Genomic DNA, 14989 nt, shown 5'->3' on the forward strand with positions numbered 1-14989 from the left:
ACTCAAGCGGAGGTTCGTTTCAGCATGGACAAACGGCAGGTTATTACCGCGTACCGGCGCGGCTTTATCACGATTCAAGAATGCGGGCAAATTCTGGGCATTGAAGATATCCGACTTAGCCGGATGGTGCGGGATTCCGTGGAAAGCCTGGAGGACGGACCCAAGCCCGTCGGCAGACTCACCGCAAACAGCAGCAGGGCTGAATGAAAGCCGACCCTTGTTATTTAAGGGCCGGTGTTTTTTTTATTTCAGGCGCAAAGGATCTCTCGGGAATCTCCCGCCGCCATTAACGGGCGGCCCGCAGCGCCCGGACCATCTCATCCGGGTTCGATTTTTTACGAAAAAAACAGTTCGCTTATGATAAAATCTTTTTTTAAAAGGGATTGTCATGGCGTAAGGAGGAACAGAACATGGGTAGAATCGCAAAAACGCCGACGCCCCCGTATTATGCCGTCATTTTTGCTTCGGAGCGGACCGAAGAAGATCGGGGTTATGGAAAGATGGCGGATAAAATGGTTGAATTGGCATCCCGGCAGGACGGTTTTCTTGGTATGGAAAACGCTAATGACGAGGGACTCGGTATTATGGTTTCCTACTGGGATTCACTGGAGGCGATCCAGCGGTGGAAGGAAAATGCCGGGCATCAGGCCGCGCAAGAGCGGGGCAAATCCGGTTGGTACCAAAGCTTCGCCCTTCGGGTAAGCAAGGTGGAAAGCGACCGGTATTTCGAAATATGAGCGGGCTAGAACGAAGCCTTTTTTGAATCAACGCGTGACAGGGGCTACCGATCAATATTATAATGGGCAAAGATATCATCGGGTTTTAGCCGTTTACCGCTTAAAAGTAACAAGGGGACTCGTGAGCATTACTTTACGTAGGGGACTCGCCGTCCCCCGCTTACGGTCATGTTCAAAAGTCTTCCCGCAATTTTAAAATCGATTTTAAAAGTGGAGTGTTATGCATATGAGAACGGTACATGTGGATTTGGGAGAACGTTCGTATCCGATTTATATCGGCTCCGGCCTGCTGCCGCAGGCGGGGGCTTATCTGATCAAACACGGCTTATCGGCAAAAAGCCCGCACCTGATCGTCACCGACGACAAGGTTGCCCCGCATCATCTTGACGTGCTGAAATCATCGCTTGAGGAAGCGGGGTTCCGCCTGGTCGTTTCCGTCGTCAAATCCGGCGAAGGCTCGAAATCGCTGCAGGTGTTTGAAGAAGTCATGACTTCGGCCATCCAGGGCGGACTCGACCGCAACTCTTCGGTCATCGCCCTGGGCGGAGGCGTTGTCGGGGATTTGGCAGGCTTCGTGGCCGCCACCTATATGCGCGGCATCGCCTTCATTCAAATGCCGACGACAATTCTGGCGCATGACAGCAGCGTCGGCGGCAAAGTGGCCGTCAACCATCCGTTGGCGAAAAACATGATCGGGGCGTTCCATCAGCCTGAGTTCGTATTATACGACCTGAATACGCTGATGACGCTGCCTCCGCGCGAGGTTTCCGCCGGTTTGGCCGAAATGGTGAAACACGGCCTCATTCGGGATGCGGCATTTGCCTATTGGTGCAAAGACCATGCGGCGGATTTGCTTGCATTGGATCTGGACGCGCTTGGCTACGGTCTTGAACGCGGGGTCGCCATCAAGGCGGACGTGGTATCCCAAGACGAGCGCGAAGGCGGACTGCGGGCGATTTTGAACCTTGGACATACGATCGGCCACGCCATCGAAGCGGTTGCCGGTTACGGCGAATTTTTGCACGGCGAGGCGATTTCGATCGGCATGGCCGGCTCGGCGCTTTTGGCCGAAGCGCTTGGACGCGGCGGAGAATTACATAAGGAAACGACGGCCATGCTGAAAGCGTTGAACCTGCCGGTCGTTTTGCCGGATCATCTGAGCGAGGACGATTTGATGGCGGCGATGATGCATGACAAAAAGTTCAAGGAAAACACGATGGTGTTTATCGTGCCGGATGCCATCGGCGCGGTCAGCATCGTAAAGGATATTCCGCAGCAACTGGTCAGAGATATTCTGAAGCAGCTTAGAAAAGGAGGAGAAACCCATGTATAACAGAGGCATAAGAGGGGCAACAACCGTCCAGCGCAACGACGAACGCGAAATTCTCGACGAGACCGTCGTGCTGATGCGGGAAATCGTCGAGCGGAATCAGATCGATCCGGAGGATATTTGCAGCGTGTGGATTACGCTGACCCAGGATTTGGACGCCGCTTTCCCGGCAAAAGCGATTCGGGAGCTTGAAGGCTGGGAAATGGTGCCCTTGATGTGCTCCGTGGAGGTCCCGGTCAAAGGAAGCCTTCCGCGCTGCATCCGCCTGATGGTTCAGGTCAATACCGAAAAGAGCCAAAAGGAAATCAGGCATGTATATTTGAACGATGCCCAAAAGCTGCGCCCTGACCTCGCGGCTCCCAAGTCCTAACTTTTTTTGGGAATGCGCTTGTCAGGACAACGTTCATCCTGTATAGTTTATTACAAGGTTCAAACCGAAATCGCATGGATGCGATTTTTGCCAGATTGAACCGGAATGGAGATTCCGGTTAATCGTGAGACGAGTAGAGTTTAGATGAGCTGAGTTGAGTATAGAAGAGCCGAGACGTTATATAATAACCGCGATATTCGTTACGTTTGCGGGTTTTGTTTTGCACCTTCGTCATAGATCCCTGCTTTGATCTTATGCATGCAGGCAGGATACGACAAGGCCGCAAAGCGCGGAGCCCAAATGCGGCGGACGACTCTTTCCTTATACTTAATGAACGTCAAACCTCTACTTCGGTAGAGGTTTTTTGTTGTTTGCAGCAAAAGGCTCGAATCGCAACAATCACCGTAATTCCCGAAAAAAGAAGGAGGGACCAAGTTTATGATGAACCCGGGCGTTGAGCAGGTCTTGAAGCTTTCCCGCGAGTACAATCTGATTCCGGTCGTGAAACGGCTGCTCGCCGATATGGAAACCCCGATCCGGATTTTTCAAAGGTACGCCGGCCGCGAATGCGCGTTTTTGCTAGAAAGCGTGGAGGGCGGCAGCAGATGGGCGCGGTATTCGTTTATCGGAACCGATCCGTTTATGATGATTTACGGCAAAAAAGGCGAAGTCGTGCTGGAACGCGACGGCCGCAAAGAAGCGGTCAAAGGGAAGCCGGTGGAGGAGCTGAAGCTGCTGCTCCGTCGGTACCGCAGCCCCAAACACGAGGATTTGCCGCCGTTTACGGGCGGGGCGATCGGATTTTTCGGATATGACCTGCTGCAGTATTACGAGAAACTGCCGGCGCATGCGGTGGATGATCTCGGCATGGACGATATCCGGTTTATGTTCTGCGATTCGGTGATCGTATTCGACCATATCAAGCAGCAAATTTTGCTTGTCGGCAACGTGCATGTCGGCGTAGACGATACGGACGAAGATATCCGCCGCAAATACGCGGAGCTCGATTTCAAGCTGGACCGGATCGCGGAGCAGCTTCAAAGCCAGGGACCGCGGGAAAACGTCAACGGGCGTCCGATCCCGGCAGATATCGGGCTTGGCGACATCAAGTCGAACATGACGAAGGAACAGTACATGGCGAACGTGGAGCGCGCCCAGGAGTACATTCGGGCGGGAGACATTTTTCAGGTCGTGCTGTCGCAGCGTTTTCATATCGAGACGGAAGTTTCTCCGCTCCATGTGTACCGGGTGCTGCGGACGATGAACCCTTCGCCGTATATGTATTACCTGAAAATGCATGAGGAAATTATCGTCGGAACTTCGCCGGAAGCCTTGGTCAAGGTGGACGGCGACAGAGTGGAGACGAGGCCGATTGCAGGCACGCGTCCCAGAGGGGACGACGAGCTTGAAGACGAGCGGCTGGCGAGGGAATTGCTGGCCGACGAAAAGGAACGCGCCGAACATCTGATGCTTGTCGACTTGGGGCGCAACGACTTGGGGCGCGTCTCCAAATTCGGCACCGTCAAATGCGACATGTTCATGGAGATCGAACGGTATTCGCATGTCATGCACATGGTTTCGAACGTATCAGGCACGCTGCGCGACGATAAAGACTTCTTTGACGCCTTTCTGTCTTGCCTGCCGGCCGGAACCGTATCCGGGGCGCCGAAGCTGCGGGCGATGGAGATCATTGCCGAGCTGGAGCGGGAAGCGAGAGGAGCCTATGCGGGCGCGATCGGATACCTCGGATTTAATGCCAACATGGACTCCTGCATCACGATCCGGACGATCATTTTCCGGAAGGGAAAGGCATACGTACAGGCAGGCGCGGGGATCGTTTGGGATTCGGTGCCGGAGAAGGAATACGAGGAAACGGTCAACAAAGCGAAAGCGCTGCTGAAATCGATCCGCATTGCCGAAGCGATGTTTCCGCCGGCCGCGGAGCAGGAGACGGAACGGCTGAACCAGGACTATTTTTACAGCTCGCTTTGAGCTGAATGAAAAGCGGCGACCATGAAGCGGGCGACGACGCGGATCGAAATAAAAGGACCAAAAGGAGGAGAAAAGGTATGAGTACGGGCGGATTTATCCCCACATGCTTAAACCGGTTGATCGAAGGGCGTGATTTGACGCGCGAAGAGGCCAGGCAGCTGATGACGTTCATCATGGAAGGCGGCGTGACGCAGTCGCAGATCGGCGCGGTATTGATGGCGCTGCGGATCAAAGGCGAAACGGTGGATGAGATTACGGGTTTCGCGGAAGCGATGCGGAACGTGGCCAGCACGGTCAAAGCGGACAACGAAAAACTGCTTGACACCTGCGGAACCGGCGGATCCGGCATTCATAAATTCAACATTTCGACGGCTTCGGCCATTATTTCTTCCGCGGCCTCCGTGCGGGTAGCCAAACACGGAAACCGCTCGGCATCCGGCCGCGCCGGCAGCGCGGACGTTCTCGAGGCGCTCGGGGTCAACATTCATCTCAGCAGCGAGCAGGCCAAACGCTGCCTCGACGAAATCGGCATTTGCTTTTTGTTCGCGCAGCTGTACCATCCGTCGATGAAACATGCGGCAGGACCGCGCAAGGAGCTGGGCGTGCGGACCGTGTTCAACATGCTGGGACCGCTGACGAATCCGGCGGGCGCAGACCGGCAGCTGCTCGGCATCTATGACCGGAACCGGACGCAAACGATTGCGGAAGTGCTGCGAGAGCTTGGCTCCAAACGGGCGCTCGTCGTCACCAGCCATGACGGGCTGGACGAAATCAGCATTTCGGCGCCGACGCAGGTGTCGGAGCTGCGCGACGGCGTCGTTCGGACCTACCATATCCATCCTCACGACCTCGGACTCGACGTGCATCCGCTGGAGTCCGTCCTGGGGGGCGACGCGCTCCAAAACGCCAAAATCGTGGAATCGGTCCTGCAGGGCGAACGAAGCCCGTACAGGGACGTCGTGTTGGCCAATGCGGGAGCGTGCATCTATGTGGCCGGGCTCGCAGGCAGCATGGCGGAGGGCGTTCATGCCGCCGCCAAAGCGATCGACAACGGAAGCGCCTATGCCAAATTACAGCAATTGATTCAAATGACGGGAGAGCTGAGTTATGTATCTTGATCGTATTGTTGTTACGAAACGGGAAGAGACGGCCGAACTGGCCGAACGTTTTTCGATAGATCAGGCGCTTGAAACCATTGAAAACATGCCTGCGACCAAAGGTTTTGCGCGGGCGCTGACCTTGGCTCGGAAACGGGATATGGGGCTGATCGCGGAAGTCAAAAAAGCATCCCCGTCCAAAGGGCTGATCCGTCCCGACTTCGATCCGGTCGAAATCGCGCGCGCTTATGAGGAAGCGGGGGCGGACTGCTTGTCGGTGCTGACCGACGAAACGTATTTTCAGGGGAAGGGAGAATATTTGCAGGCGGTTCGCAAGGCCGTAAATCTGCCCCTTCTCCGGAAGGACTTTATTATCGACGAACGCCAAATTTATGAGGCGAGGCTGCTTGGAGCAGACGCGATCCTGCTGATCGCAGCCATATTGACTCCTGAGCAAATCGCTTCCTACATGAAAACGGCTGCTTCAATCGGGCTCGATTCGCTGATCGAGGTGCACAGCCTGGACGAAATGCAGCGGGTGCTGGAGCTGGACCTGGCCGAAGGGGCTTTGATCGGCATCAACAACCGGAATCTGCATACGTTCGAAACATCTTTGTCCGCAACCGAAACGCTAAGCAAGTTGGTGCCCGCAGGCGTGCCCGTCATCAGCGAAAGCGGCATTTCCGGCGTGGAGGACATGGATTATTTAAGAAAAACCGGGGCGGCGGGCGTGCTGATCGGCGAATATTTCATGCGGCAAAAGGATATAAGGTCGGCCGTTCGCCATCTCATGGGGCCTATTGCAAAGGAAGGCGGCGCATATCGTCATGGGTAAAACGAAAGTAAAAATTTGTGGACTTCAAAGCGTTGAAGTGCTAAAATCTATAAATAATCTCCCGATAGATTATATCGGTTTCGTATTTGCCAAAAGCCGGCGGCAAGTCTCCCCGATCGCGGCTGCCTCGCTGGCAGGCGCCGCCAGAAACGGCGCGAGCTCCGCCAGCCCGCGCATCGTCGGCGTATTCGTCAATCCGGACATGGGACAGCTTGAAGAAGTCATGACCCATGTCAAGCTCGACGTCATTCAGCTTCACGGCCAGGAGAGCCCAAGTTTTTGCCGGGATGCCAAGGAACGTTTTCAAGCGGAACTGTTCAAAGTCGTTTCCGTCGGTACGCAGCATCGCCCGGACGGGGACCCTGTTCGCTTCGAAGATTACGCAGGGGCGATCGACGGCCTGCTGCTTGATACGTTTGAACCCCAATACGGCGGCGGCTCGGGCACGACGTTTGCCTGGGACAAAATCCCCGCGTACCGGGAGTGGACCCGGGAGCAGGGAATTCCGCTGTTCGTTGCGGGAGGGCTGAACGTTTCCAACGTCGCCGGTTTAATCCGGGATTACACGCCGGACGGCGTGGACGTATCCAGCGGCGTGGAAACGAACGGCACGAAAGATCTCGAAAAAATCGCAGCTTTTGTGGAAAGGGTGAAGCAGGCATGACATCATTGCCGGATCAAAATGGACGTTTTGGCGAATTCGGAGGCCGGTTCGTTCCGGAAACGCTGATGAACGCTCTGATCGAACTAGAAGAATCGTATAAGCGTTTTTCGCAGGATCCTTCCTTTCAGGAGGAGCTGGCTTATTTGTTGAAGCAGTACTCGGGAAGAGAGACGCCTCTTTATTATGCGGAGCGCCTGAGCAACCATCTGGGCAAAGCCAAAATCTATCTGAAACGCGAGGATTTGAACCATACGGGGGCGCATAAAATCAACAACGCGCTGGCGCAGGGCGTATTGGCAAAACGAATGGGCAAAAATAAAGTGATCGCCGAAACCGGAGCGGGCCAGCACGGGGTCGCGACGGCGACCGTCGCCGCGCTTCTCGGCATGGAATGCAAGGTGTTTATGGGCGAGGAAGACACCAAACGCCAGGCGTTAAACGTATTCCGGATGCAGCTGCTAGGGGCCGAGGTCGTCCCGGTCACGTCGGGCTCGCGGACGTTGAAGGATGCGGGCAACGAGGCGCTGCGCTATTGGGTCAGCAACGTGGACGACACCTTTTACATTTTGGGTTCGGCCGTGGGCCCGCACCCGTATCCGATGATGGTGCGCAACTTCCAGCGGATCATCGGGGACGAGACGCGCCGCCAAATTTTGGAAGCCGAAGGACGTTTGCCGGATCATATCGTCGCGGCTATCGGCGGCGGCAGCAATGCGATCGGCATGTTTTATCCGTTCATCGAAGACAAGGACGTGGCCCTGATCGGCGTCGAGGCGGCGGGCAAAGGCGTGGAGACGGCGTTCCACGCGGCGACAATGAGCAAAGGAACCAAAGGGGTATTCCAAGGTTCGATGAGTTATTTGCTTCAGGACGAGTTCGGACAGGTGCAGGAGGCATTTTCGATCTCGGCAGGGCTTGATTATCCGGGCGTCGGACCGGAACATTCCTACCTGAAGGAAATCGAACGGGCACAATACGTGCCGGTTACGGACCAGGAGGCGCTGGATGCGCTGCAGCTGCTCTGCCGGACCGAAGGGATCATTCCGGCGCTGGAATCCGCGCATGCGATCGCGCAGGTCGTCAAGATGGCGCCAAACCTCGGCAGCGACGACATCGTCGTCGTTTGTTTGTCGGGACGCGGGGATAAAGACGTGGAATCCATCATGGCATACACGGGAGGGAAGCGGGCATGAACCTGATCGACCAAACCTTTTCCAGATTAAAGGAACAAGGGCAAACGGCCCTGATTCCCTTCTTGACCATCGGGGACCCCGATGTGGAGACTTCGGTGCGGATCATCGCCGAATTGGAAGCGGCCGGCGCGGATATCGTGGAGTTGGGCGTTCCGTATTCCGATCCTCTCGCCGACGGACCTGTCATCCAGCGTGCTTCGCAGCGGGCCTTGAAGCACCAGGTGAACATCGCCGCATGCATGGACGCGGCCGTCCAAGCGCGTGCCGCCGGGGTCAAGCTTCCTTTCATCCTGTTTACGTATTATAATCCGGTGCTGCAGTTCGGCCTCGACCGGTTTTTTGACGAAGTGAAAAGGCACGATATCAGCGGCCTGATCATTCCGGATCTGCCGGTGGAGGAATCGGCGGAATTGATCCGGCAAGCGGAAGCCGCGGAAATTCATGTCATTCCGCTTGTGGCGCCAACCTCGAAGGAAAGAATCAAGAGCATCGTGGCGGATGCCAAAGGTTTTGTTTATTGCGTTTCTTCGCTGGGCGTGACGGGCGAACGTTCCAGCTTTTACGAAGGCGTGGAAGAGTTTATCGGCCAGGTCAGAGAATATACGGATACTCCCGTTGCGATCGGTTTCGGGATTTCAAGCCGGGAGCAAGCCGAAAGGTTTTCCCGAATCTGCGACGGCGTCGTCGTAGGCAGCGCGATCGTCCGGACCATCGAAGACACGATACCGCTTCTGCAAAATGCGGACACCCGCCAAGATGGCCTCTTGCAAATACGCAAGTTTGTGTCACAATTAAAAGCATAAAACTTGCAGAAAGTGAGTGGTTATTGTGAGACCTAAATCTCAAATTGGAAACCTCCCCGTCTACCAGCCGGGAAAACCGATCGAAGACGTAAAGCGGGAGCTCGGACTGGACGAGGTCATCAAGCTGGCTTCCAACGAAAACCCGTACGGCTCTTCGCCGAAGGCGAAGGAAGCCATCGTGGCCGAGCTTGAGCATATCAGCCTGTATCCCGACGGAGGCGCGGTGGAATTGACTTCCAATCTCGCGGAATTTCTCGGCGTGAACCCGGGCCAAATCATTTTCGGCTGCGGTTCCGACGAAATCATCGCTTTGATCGCCCGCGCGTTTTTCGTGCCGGGGGATGAGACGATCATGGCCGACCAGACCTTCTCCGTATATAAAAGCAATGCGGACATCGAAGGGGCGGTATGCATCGAAGTGCCGCTCGTTAACGGAAAACATGATTTGGATGCGATGCTCGCAAAAGTCAACGAACGGACGAAAATCATCTGGGTCTGCAACCCGAACAACCCGACCGGCACGCTCCTGTCCGAGCAGGAAGTGACGGCTTTCCTGAATAAAGTGCCCGCTCACGTCATGGTGGTACTGGACGAAGCTTATAGCGAATACGTTACGGATCCTTCGTATCCGAACGGCATTCGCTATATCGACAAACATCCAAACGTCGTCGTCCTGCGGACGTTCTCCAAAATTTACGGATTGGCATCGCTGCGGATCGGCTACGGCATCGCTAATTCCGAGGTGATCCGTCTGATCAATCAGGTGCGCGAACCGTTTAACACGACCCGCGTAGCGCAGGCTGCCGCGAAAGCCGCTCTGAAAGACCAGGAATACATCGCCAAATGCCGCGAGGCGAACCGGGCAGGCATCGAACAGCTGCAGGCCGAATTCGACCGTCTCGGCCTCGAATATTTCCCTGCGCACGGGAACTTCATTATGGTGGATGTGCGCAAGCCGGCGGGAGAAATCTTCGAAGCGCTGCTCCGCAAGGGCGTCATCATCCGGGCCGGCCACAGCAAATACCCGACCCATATTCGGGTAAGCGTAGGTACTCCGGATCAAAATAAAGCATTTATTCATGCCCTTGAGCAAGTATTAAACGTAGAAAAGGCTCATGTGCAATAGGATGCGAACAATGAAGTGAGGTACCATGACGACGAAAATCGCTATTTTCGGAGTGGGACTGATCGGCGGATCCCTGGCTCTTTGCTTTAAAGGCAAGCCGGGGATTACCGTCGTGGGTCATGCCCATCGTCCCGCATCCGTGGACAAATATATCAGTCGTGGCGTTGTCGACCAAGCCACGCTTTCGATCGAGGAAGCGGCACTGGATGCCGACTTTATTTTTTTGTGCGTGCCCGTCGGCAAACTGGACGAGTATTTGACGAAACTCAGCACGCTGCCTTTGAAAAAGGGCTGCATCATCACCGACGTCGGCAGCACGAAGGCCAGCATCGCCGCCACGGCCGCCAAGCTGTCGCTCGGGGAGGCCTATTTCATCGGCGGTCACCCGATGGCCGGATCGGAACGTTCCGGAGTCGAAGCGGCAACGCCGCTTTTGTTCGAAAACGCGTATTACGTGTTGACGCCGCCGCCCGGCTTGCCTGAAGAGGCCTATCATTCCCTCGTGCAGCTGTTAGCCTATACGCGCGCTCAAATCGTGAAGGTTGATCCTGCTCTGCACGACCGCATCGTAGGGGCGATCAGCCACCTGCCGCATATTATCGCGGTTGCCCTTGTCAACCAGGTATGCGACTACAACCAGGACAACGCCTTGTACCGGAGATTGGCGGCCGGCGGATTCCGGGACATTACCCGGATCGCGTCGAGCGATCCGATCATATGGCGGGATATTTTGCTGAACAACCGCGACGTCATGCTGCAAATGCTGACGGATTGGAACGAGGAGATTTCGACGTTCGTCCGGATGCTGCAGGAGGAAGACGGGGAAGGCATCATGCAGGCTTTCGCCAAAGCCAATGATTTCCGCAGCGAGCTTCCGGAGCGCCGCAAAGGCATGATCGCTTCGACGTTCGACCTGTATATCGACGTTCCCGACCATCCGGGCATCATCGGCAAAATCACGACCGTGCTCGGCGAAAACCGCATCAACCTCAGCAACATCCAAATTATCGAGAGCAGGGAAGATGTGCCCGGCATCATGAGGCTGTCCTTCCGCCAGGAAACGGATCTGGAGCGGGCCAAAGAACTGCTGGATAACATGGACTACAGCATATCGCTGTAGTTCGTGTTTTCTTTTTTTATCCTGCCCTGGTGTGAACGACCGCGGATGCCTGATTTGGCGCGGTTTTTTTGTCCATCCGCGTTGTTGAAAATCAAGTCCGAATAAAGGGTTGACAAAATGAAAACGTATACATATAATAAAAGTACAGTATGGTTTCTCTCCACTCCTATCCAAATAAATTGTTGTTCCCAGGTGAACAACGGACCGCGAATATTTCGCGGTCTTTTTTTTGTTTTTCGGTAACTTAAAACTTGTCCGACGTGTTATTTATAATAAGCGATTTTTCGCCGCAAAGAATTTGTTGATGCCTGAACGCATTTTGTTTCGAAAAAAAATGAATTTTCTAGTAACCTTTTAAGAGTTTGTTCCGTCTAAGAGAATATGGACTGTTTTTTTTTCGGCAGCTTTCTTGCTTTGGCGCGAAAAAACGGGCGATTTGCGCACGGCTCGACTGACGGTTATACTTGAATGTGCTACAATGAGAGAGATAGTTTTGTAGAATCGTTGGGGAATTTGCCAATACATACGTTTGGATGACACGGATTGCCAACATAAATAATCGACCGCAACTTTTCAGATCCTGTTCGGTACTTATATACGACTGAATCGAACGGGGAGGTTTTGTACGGGCGAGGAGGTTACATAAAAATGACGGATTCCCAGATGATTAGGGAAATCAAGAAGGGCAACGTGGAGCTCTTTTCTGAATTAATGCGCCGTTATCAACGGAAAATTTTGGCTTTTGTTTATCATATGCTGAAAAGCTCCCACATGGAGCTCATGGCGGAGGACTTATGCTCCGAGACATTCTATAAGGCTTTTCGCAGCCTGCACTCCTTCCGGGAAGTGGATGCGTCATTCTCTACCTGGTTGTACACGATTGCACGGAATACCGTGCTCAGCGAGCTGAGAAAACAAAAAGGCGCCCATGTTCCTTTGGAGGAAAGCGGGGTGACGCCCGTTGCGCCGGCCGAGATTGCTCCGGAACAAGCCATTTTGCGCAATGAGAAGGTGGAGCTTGTACGCGAGGCCATCAACAATTTGCCGGAGAAACAGCGGTCTGCCTTGATCCTTCGGGAATATGACCAGCTCGACTACCAGGAAATAGCCGATATATTAGGACAAAGCGTCAGTTCGGTCAAATCCTTGCTGTTCAGAGCCCGATCCAGCGTGAAAGTGCAGCTGGAACCGTATTTTTATGAGCATCATTATGAACAATACGAAGGGATGAAAAGCAGATGACTTGCGATGAGGCTCAAGAGTTATTCGGGCTGATATCGGATTTGAATGAAAACGACCCCCAATGGCGGGAACTCGAAATGCACATCACGACTTGCAGCGATTGTGCGGCGGAGTTCGATGTTTGGATGGAAAGCCGAAGCTATATTTTGGAATTGCAGGAAGAAGCCTCGGAAGAAAAAGCGGAGGAGATCAACCGGAACGTCATGGACCGGATTTACCGGGAATCCCCATGGCTCATTCCGGATCAGGGCAAGCCGTTCGACGTGCCTGCGTCGACCAGGAAGCGTTTGTCGATATGGATTGCGGGTTTCGTGATGGTTTTTCTGTGCAGCTTTCTCTATTTCGTGCTGATGGATAAACCTGATGCGAAGGAAAGCGCCGAATCGGCGACCGGCATATTGCCGACGGGGATTGCCGGAAGCGCGGAACTTAGCCATGTCAGTTACAACATCCCGGCAACGAACAGCGGCATCATCGAACCGTTTGTCGTGAGTATGGGGCCGACCCACCCGCAGTATTGGATGATTTTATCGGTGCTTGGGGTTGCGATGGCTTTGCTTTCGCTGCGGCGCCTCAGCCATATGCGCAAGTAACGTTTTTCACTTTAGGAAATAAGGCGGCGGAAGGCGGGATGAATCATGATGATCGGTCTGATCAGGCATGGCCTGACGGATTGGAACATGTTGGGCAAAATTCAAGGACGAAGCGACATCCCGCTAAACGACGAAGGGAGAAGACAAGCGGATCTCCTTGCCGAAAGATTGTTAAGAGAACCGTACGCTTGGGATTTCTTGATCAGCAGCAAGCTGTCCCGCGCGGAAGAAACCGGCAGGATCATCGCGTCCAGGCTGAACATTCCGATGCTTGCACCCGACGTCCGATTGAACGAGCGGTCCTACGGAGAGGTCGAGGGACTGACTTTGGAAGAGCGCGAAAGCAAGTGGGGGCATGACTGGAACAGCAGGGAGCTTGGGCAGGAAAAGGATGAGGAGATCACGGCGCGCGCCCTTGCTTTTATGGAGGACATGGGGAAAACGTATCCCGGCAAAAACATGCTGGTTGTCTCCCATGGCGGATTTCTTGCCCAGTTATACCGCGCGCTTTACAAGGACCGGTTTACGGAGCGGATCGGCAATCTGTCATTGACGATTTTGGAGAAAAAGGATCTGGAATGGGTCCCTCTCCTTTATAATTGCACGCGTCATCTCCTTGACGCCAAAAAATAATCCGGACTTTGGTTCGGGTTATTTTTTTTGCTTCCGCCGAATAAAAATTGTAATAATTCCCATAATGGTAGTAAAACGGCGAGGCGATCAGAGATGAATTTAGCGGATATGCTGACATATGCGGACATCGGCCAGCTGACGACCATTGCGGAGCATTACGAATGCGAGTGCAAGCGGAATTCCAAACATGAACTGATCCAGAGCATTTTGGTTATGCTAAACCGTAGGGAATTTATCGAGCACCAGGTCAGCAGCAGCTCGGCAAAAGATTTGCGTTTTCTCAACACCCTCTTGTTTGACGGCCGGAGTTCCTACAGCCTGGAAGAGCTGCAAGCGATCATTGGGCAGTCCGCTTTTGATGCGGAGGTTGAGGACAAGCATAAAGCGGAAAGTCCCAGGGAAGCCATCGCAAGGTATAAACGGAGCGGATGGCTGTTCAACGGAATGACCCAAAGCACGAGATTTCTGTTCCAAATGCCGAATGACCTGAAGGATAGGTTTCGTCAAGAGCTCGGCGCCATGCTTCGCAAACGGGTGCTCCGAGCCGGGGAACCGGAAGTTTATCGGGAGGAGCAGCATCTGTATGCAGAAGATCTGCTGCTGTTTTTACGGTATGTTCGCGATCAGGACATCGAGCTTAATCAGGAGTCCGTGATGTATCGTCGCCAACAGCAGCAAGTGATGGACATGCTGCATGTCAACGAGCCGCTGGTCGCAAAAGGCGGATGGCGTTTCGGATATGGCAGATCATTCAGCTCTTACCCAAGCCGGTTTGCTTTGCTGTACGATTTTGCATACTACAACGAGTACATTGCCGAAGACGTGGGGCGGCTTTTCCTGACTCCGAAAGGAACGGAAATGATAGAAGGCGGTATGAAAGAGAGCATGGTGCAAATGTTCCGTTTCTGGTTAAGGCTATATAAACGAGCCATCCCTAACCTGACGTCATTGGTATACTGGATGAGCGAATGCGCCAAGGATTGGGTCACCGTGTCATCGCTGCATCAGGCGATCGGCTGGTTGATCAAACCTTATTACTACGACTCCGCGGAATCGATTCTCAATGAACGCATCATGAAAATGATGCTCCATTTAGGGCTGCTGCGGATCGGAGAAAGCGGCGAGCACGGCCCCGTCGTACAAATGACGGCCTGGGGGCTCCGGATCGCCGGCAAGAGCTCCGTTTTGGGCGAAGGAAAACTTCATTCGTCCATTGACAAGAGCTGAGAAAAGTTGTTAAAATCACTCCCAAAG

16 protein-coding genes are annotated in these 14989 nt (G+C 54.0%); all 16 read left to right on the forward strand.

Annotation, left to right across the window (positions count from 1 at the left end; all coding sequences use genetic code 11):
- The first annotated feature begins 24 nt into the window (after positions 1 to 24).
- The 16 genes from GQY55_RS11295 (at position 25) to GQY55_RS11370 (ending at position 14962) form a co-directional block, all read left to right on the forward strand.
- Entirely contained in the window at positions 25 to 207 is a 183-nt protein-coding gene (locus GQY55_RS11295; protein ID WP_160041274.1) for a hypothetical protein, read from the forward strand.
- 203 nt (positions 208 to 410) lie between these two features.
- Entirely contained in the window at positions 411 to 737 is a 327-nt protein-coding gene (locus GQY55_RS11300) for an antibiotic biosynthesis monooxygenase family protein (RefSeq protein ID WP_160041276.1), read from the forward strand.
- A gap of 226 nt (positions 738 to 963) precedes the next feature.
- Entirely contained in the window at positions 964 to 2070 is a 1107-nt protein-coding gene (gene aroB / locus GQY55_RS11305) for a 3-dehydroquinate synthase (protein WP_160041278.1), read from the forward strand.
- A complete protein-coding gene (gene aroH, locus GQY55_RS11310) occupies positions 2063 to 2437 on the forward strand; it encodes a chorismate mutase (protein WP_160041280.1) in 375 nt (124 codons plus the stop codon). The genes aroB and aroH overlap by 8 nt, the downstream gene beginning before the upstream one ends.
- A gap of 438 nt (positions 2438 to 2875) precedes the next feature.
- Positions 2876 to 4429 carry an anthranilate synthase component I gene (trpE, locus tag GQY55_RS11315; RefSeq protein WP_160041282.1) on the forward strand — a complete coding sequence of 518 codons (1554 nt, stop codon included), beginning with the start codon at positions 2876 to 2878 and terminating at the stop codon, positions 4427 to 4429.
- 77 nt (positions 4430 to 4506) lie between these two features.
- Positions 4507 to 5547, forward strand: coding sequence for an anthranilate phosphoribosyltransferase (gene trpD, locus GQY55_RS11320; protein ID WP_160041284.1), 1041 nt, complete (start codon positions 4507 to 4509; stop codon positions 5545 to 5547).
- Positions 5537 to 6361 (forward strand): indole-3-glycerol phosphate synthase TrpC, encoded by an 825-nt coding sequence (gene trpC / locus GQY55_RS11325; RefSeq protein ID WP_160041286.1) that lies wholly within the window; start codon positions 5537 to 5539, stop codon positions 6359 to 6361. Before trpD ends, trpC begins: the two co-directional genes overlap by 11 nt.
- Positions 6354 to 7025: a phosphoribosylanthranilate isomerase gene (locus GQY55_RS11330; protein WP_160041288.1), complete on the forward strand. Its 672-nt coding sequence runs from the start codon at positions 6354 to 6356 to the stop codon at positions 7023 to 7025. Before trpC ends, GQY55_RS11330 begins: the two co-directional genes overlap by 8 nt.
- Entirely contained in the window at positions 7022 to 8218 is a 1197-nt protein-coding gene (trpB, locus tag GQY55_RS11335; protein ID WP_160041290.1) for a tryptophan synthase subunit beta, read from the forward strand. The genes GQY55_RS11330 and trpB overlap by 4 nt, the downstream gene beginning before the upstream one ends.
- A complete protein-coding gene (trpA, locus tag GQY55_RS11340; protein WP_160041292.1) occupies positions 8215 to 9021 on the forward strand; it encodes a tryptophan synthase subunit alpha in 807 nt (268 codons plus the stop codon). The genes trpB and trpA overlap by 4 nt, the downstream gene beginning before the upstream one ends.
- 25 nt (positions 9022 to 9046) lie before the next feature.
- The gene (gene hisC / locus GQY55_RS11345; RefSeq protein WP_160041294.1) at positions 9047 to 10147 is read left to right on the forward strand and encodes a histidinol-phosphate transaminase; all 1101 of its coding nucleotides are present in this window, start codon (positions 9047 to 9049) and stop codon (positions 10145 to 10147) included.
- Positions 10148 to 10172: 25 nt separating this feature from the next.
- The gene (locus GQY55_RS11350) at positions 10173 to 11267 is read left to right on the forward strand and encodes a prephenate dehydrogenase (RefSeq protein ID WP_160041296.1); all 1095 of its coding nucleotides are present in this window, start codon (positions 10173 to 10175) and stop codon (positions 11265 to 11267) included.
- A 648-nt stretch (positions 11268 to 11915) separates the two neighbouring features.
- Positions 11916 to 12509: an RNA polymerase sigma factor gene (locus GQY55_RS11355; protein WP_160041298.1), complete on the forward strand. Its 594-nt coding sequence runs from the start codon at positions 11916 to 11918 to the stop codon at positions 12507 to 12509.
- Complete coding sequence (locus tag GQY55_RS11360) at positions 12506 to 13102, forward strand: anti-sigma factor (RefSeq protein WP_160041300.1); 597 nt, start codon at positions 12506 to 12508, stop codon at positions 13100 to 13102. Before GQY55_RS11355 ends, GQY55_RS11360 begins: the two co-directional genes overlap by 4 nt.
- A 45-nt stretch (positions 13103 to 13147) precedes the next feature.
- Positions 13148 to 13735, forward strand: coding sequence for a histidine phosphatase family protein (locus GQY55_RS11365; RefSeq protein WP_160041302.1), 588 nt, complete (start codon positions 13148 to 13150; stop codon positions 13733 to 13735).
- A 93-nt stretch (positions 13736 to 13828) separates the two neighbouring features.
- The gene (locus tag GQY55_RS11370) at positions 13829 to 14962 is read left to right on the forward strand and encodes a hypothetical protein (protein WP_160041304.1); all 1134 of its coding nucleotides are present in this window, start codon (positions 13829 to 13831) and stop codon (positions 14960 to 14962) included.
- Positions 14963 to 14989 lie beyond the last annotated feature (27 nt).

It is taken from the genome of Paenibacillus sp. USDA918EY, assembly GCF_009870825.1.
GTDB classification, from domain to species: Bacteria; Bacillota; Bacilli; order Paenibacillales; family Paenibacillaceae; genus Paenibacillus_AQ; species Paenibacillus_AQ albilobatus.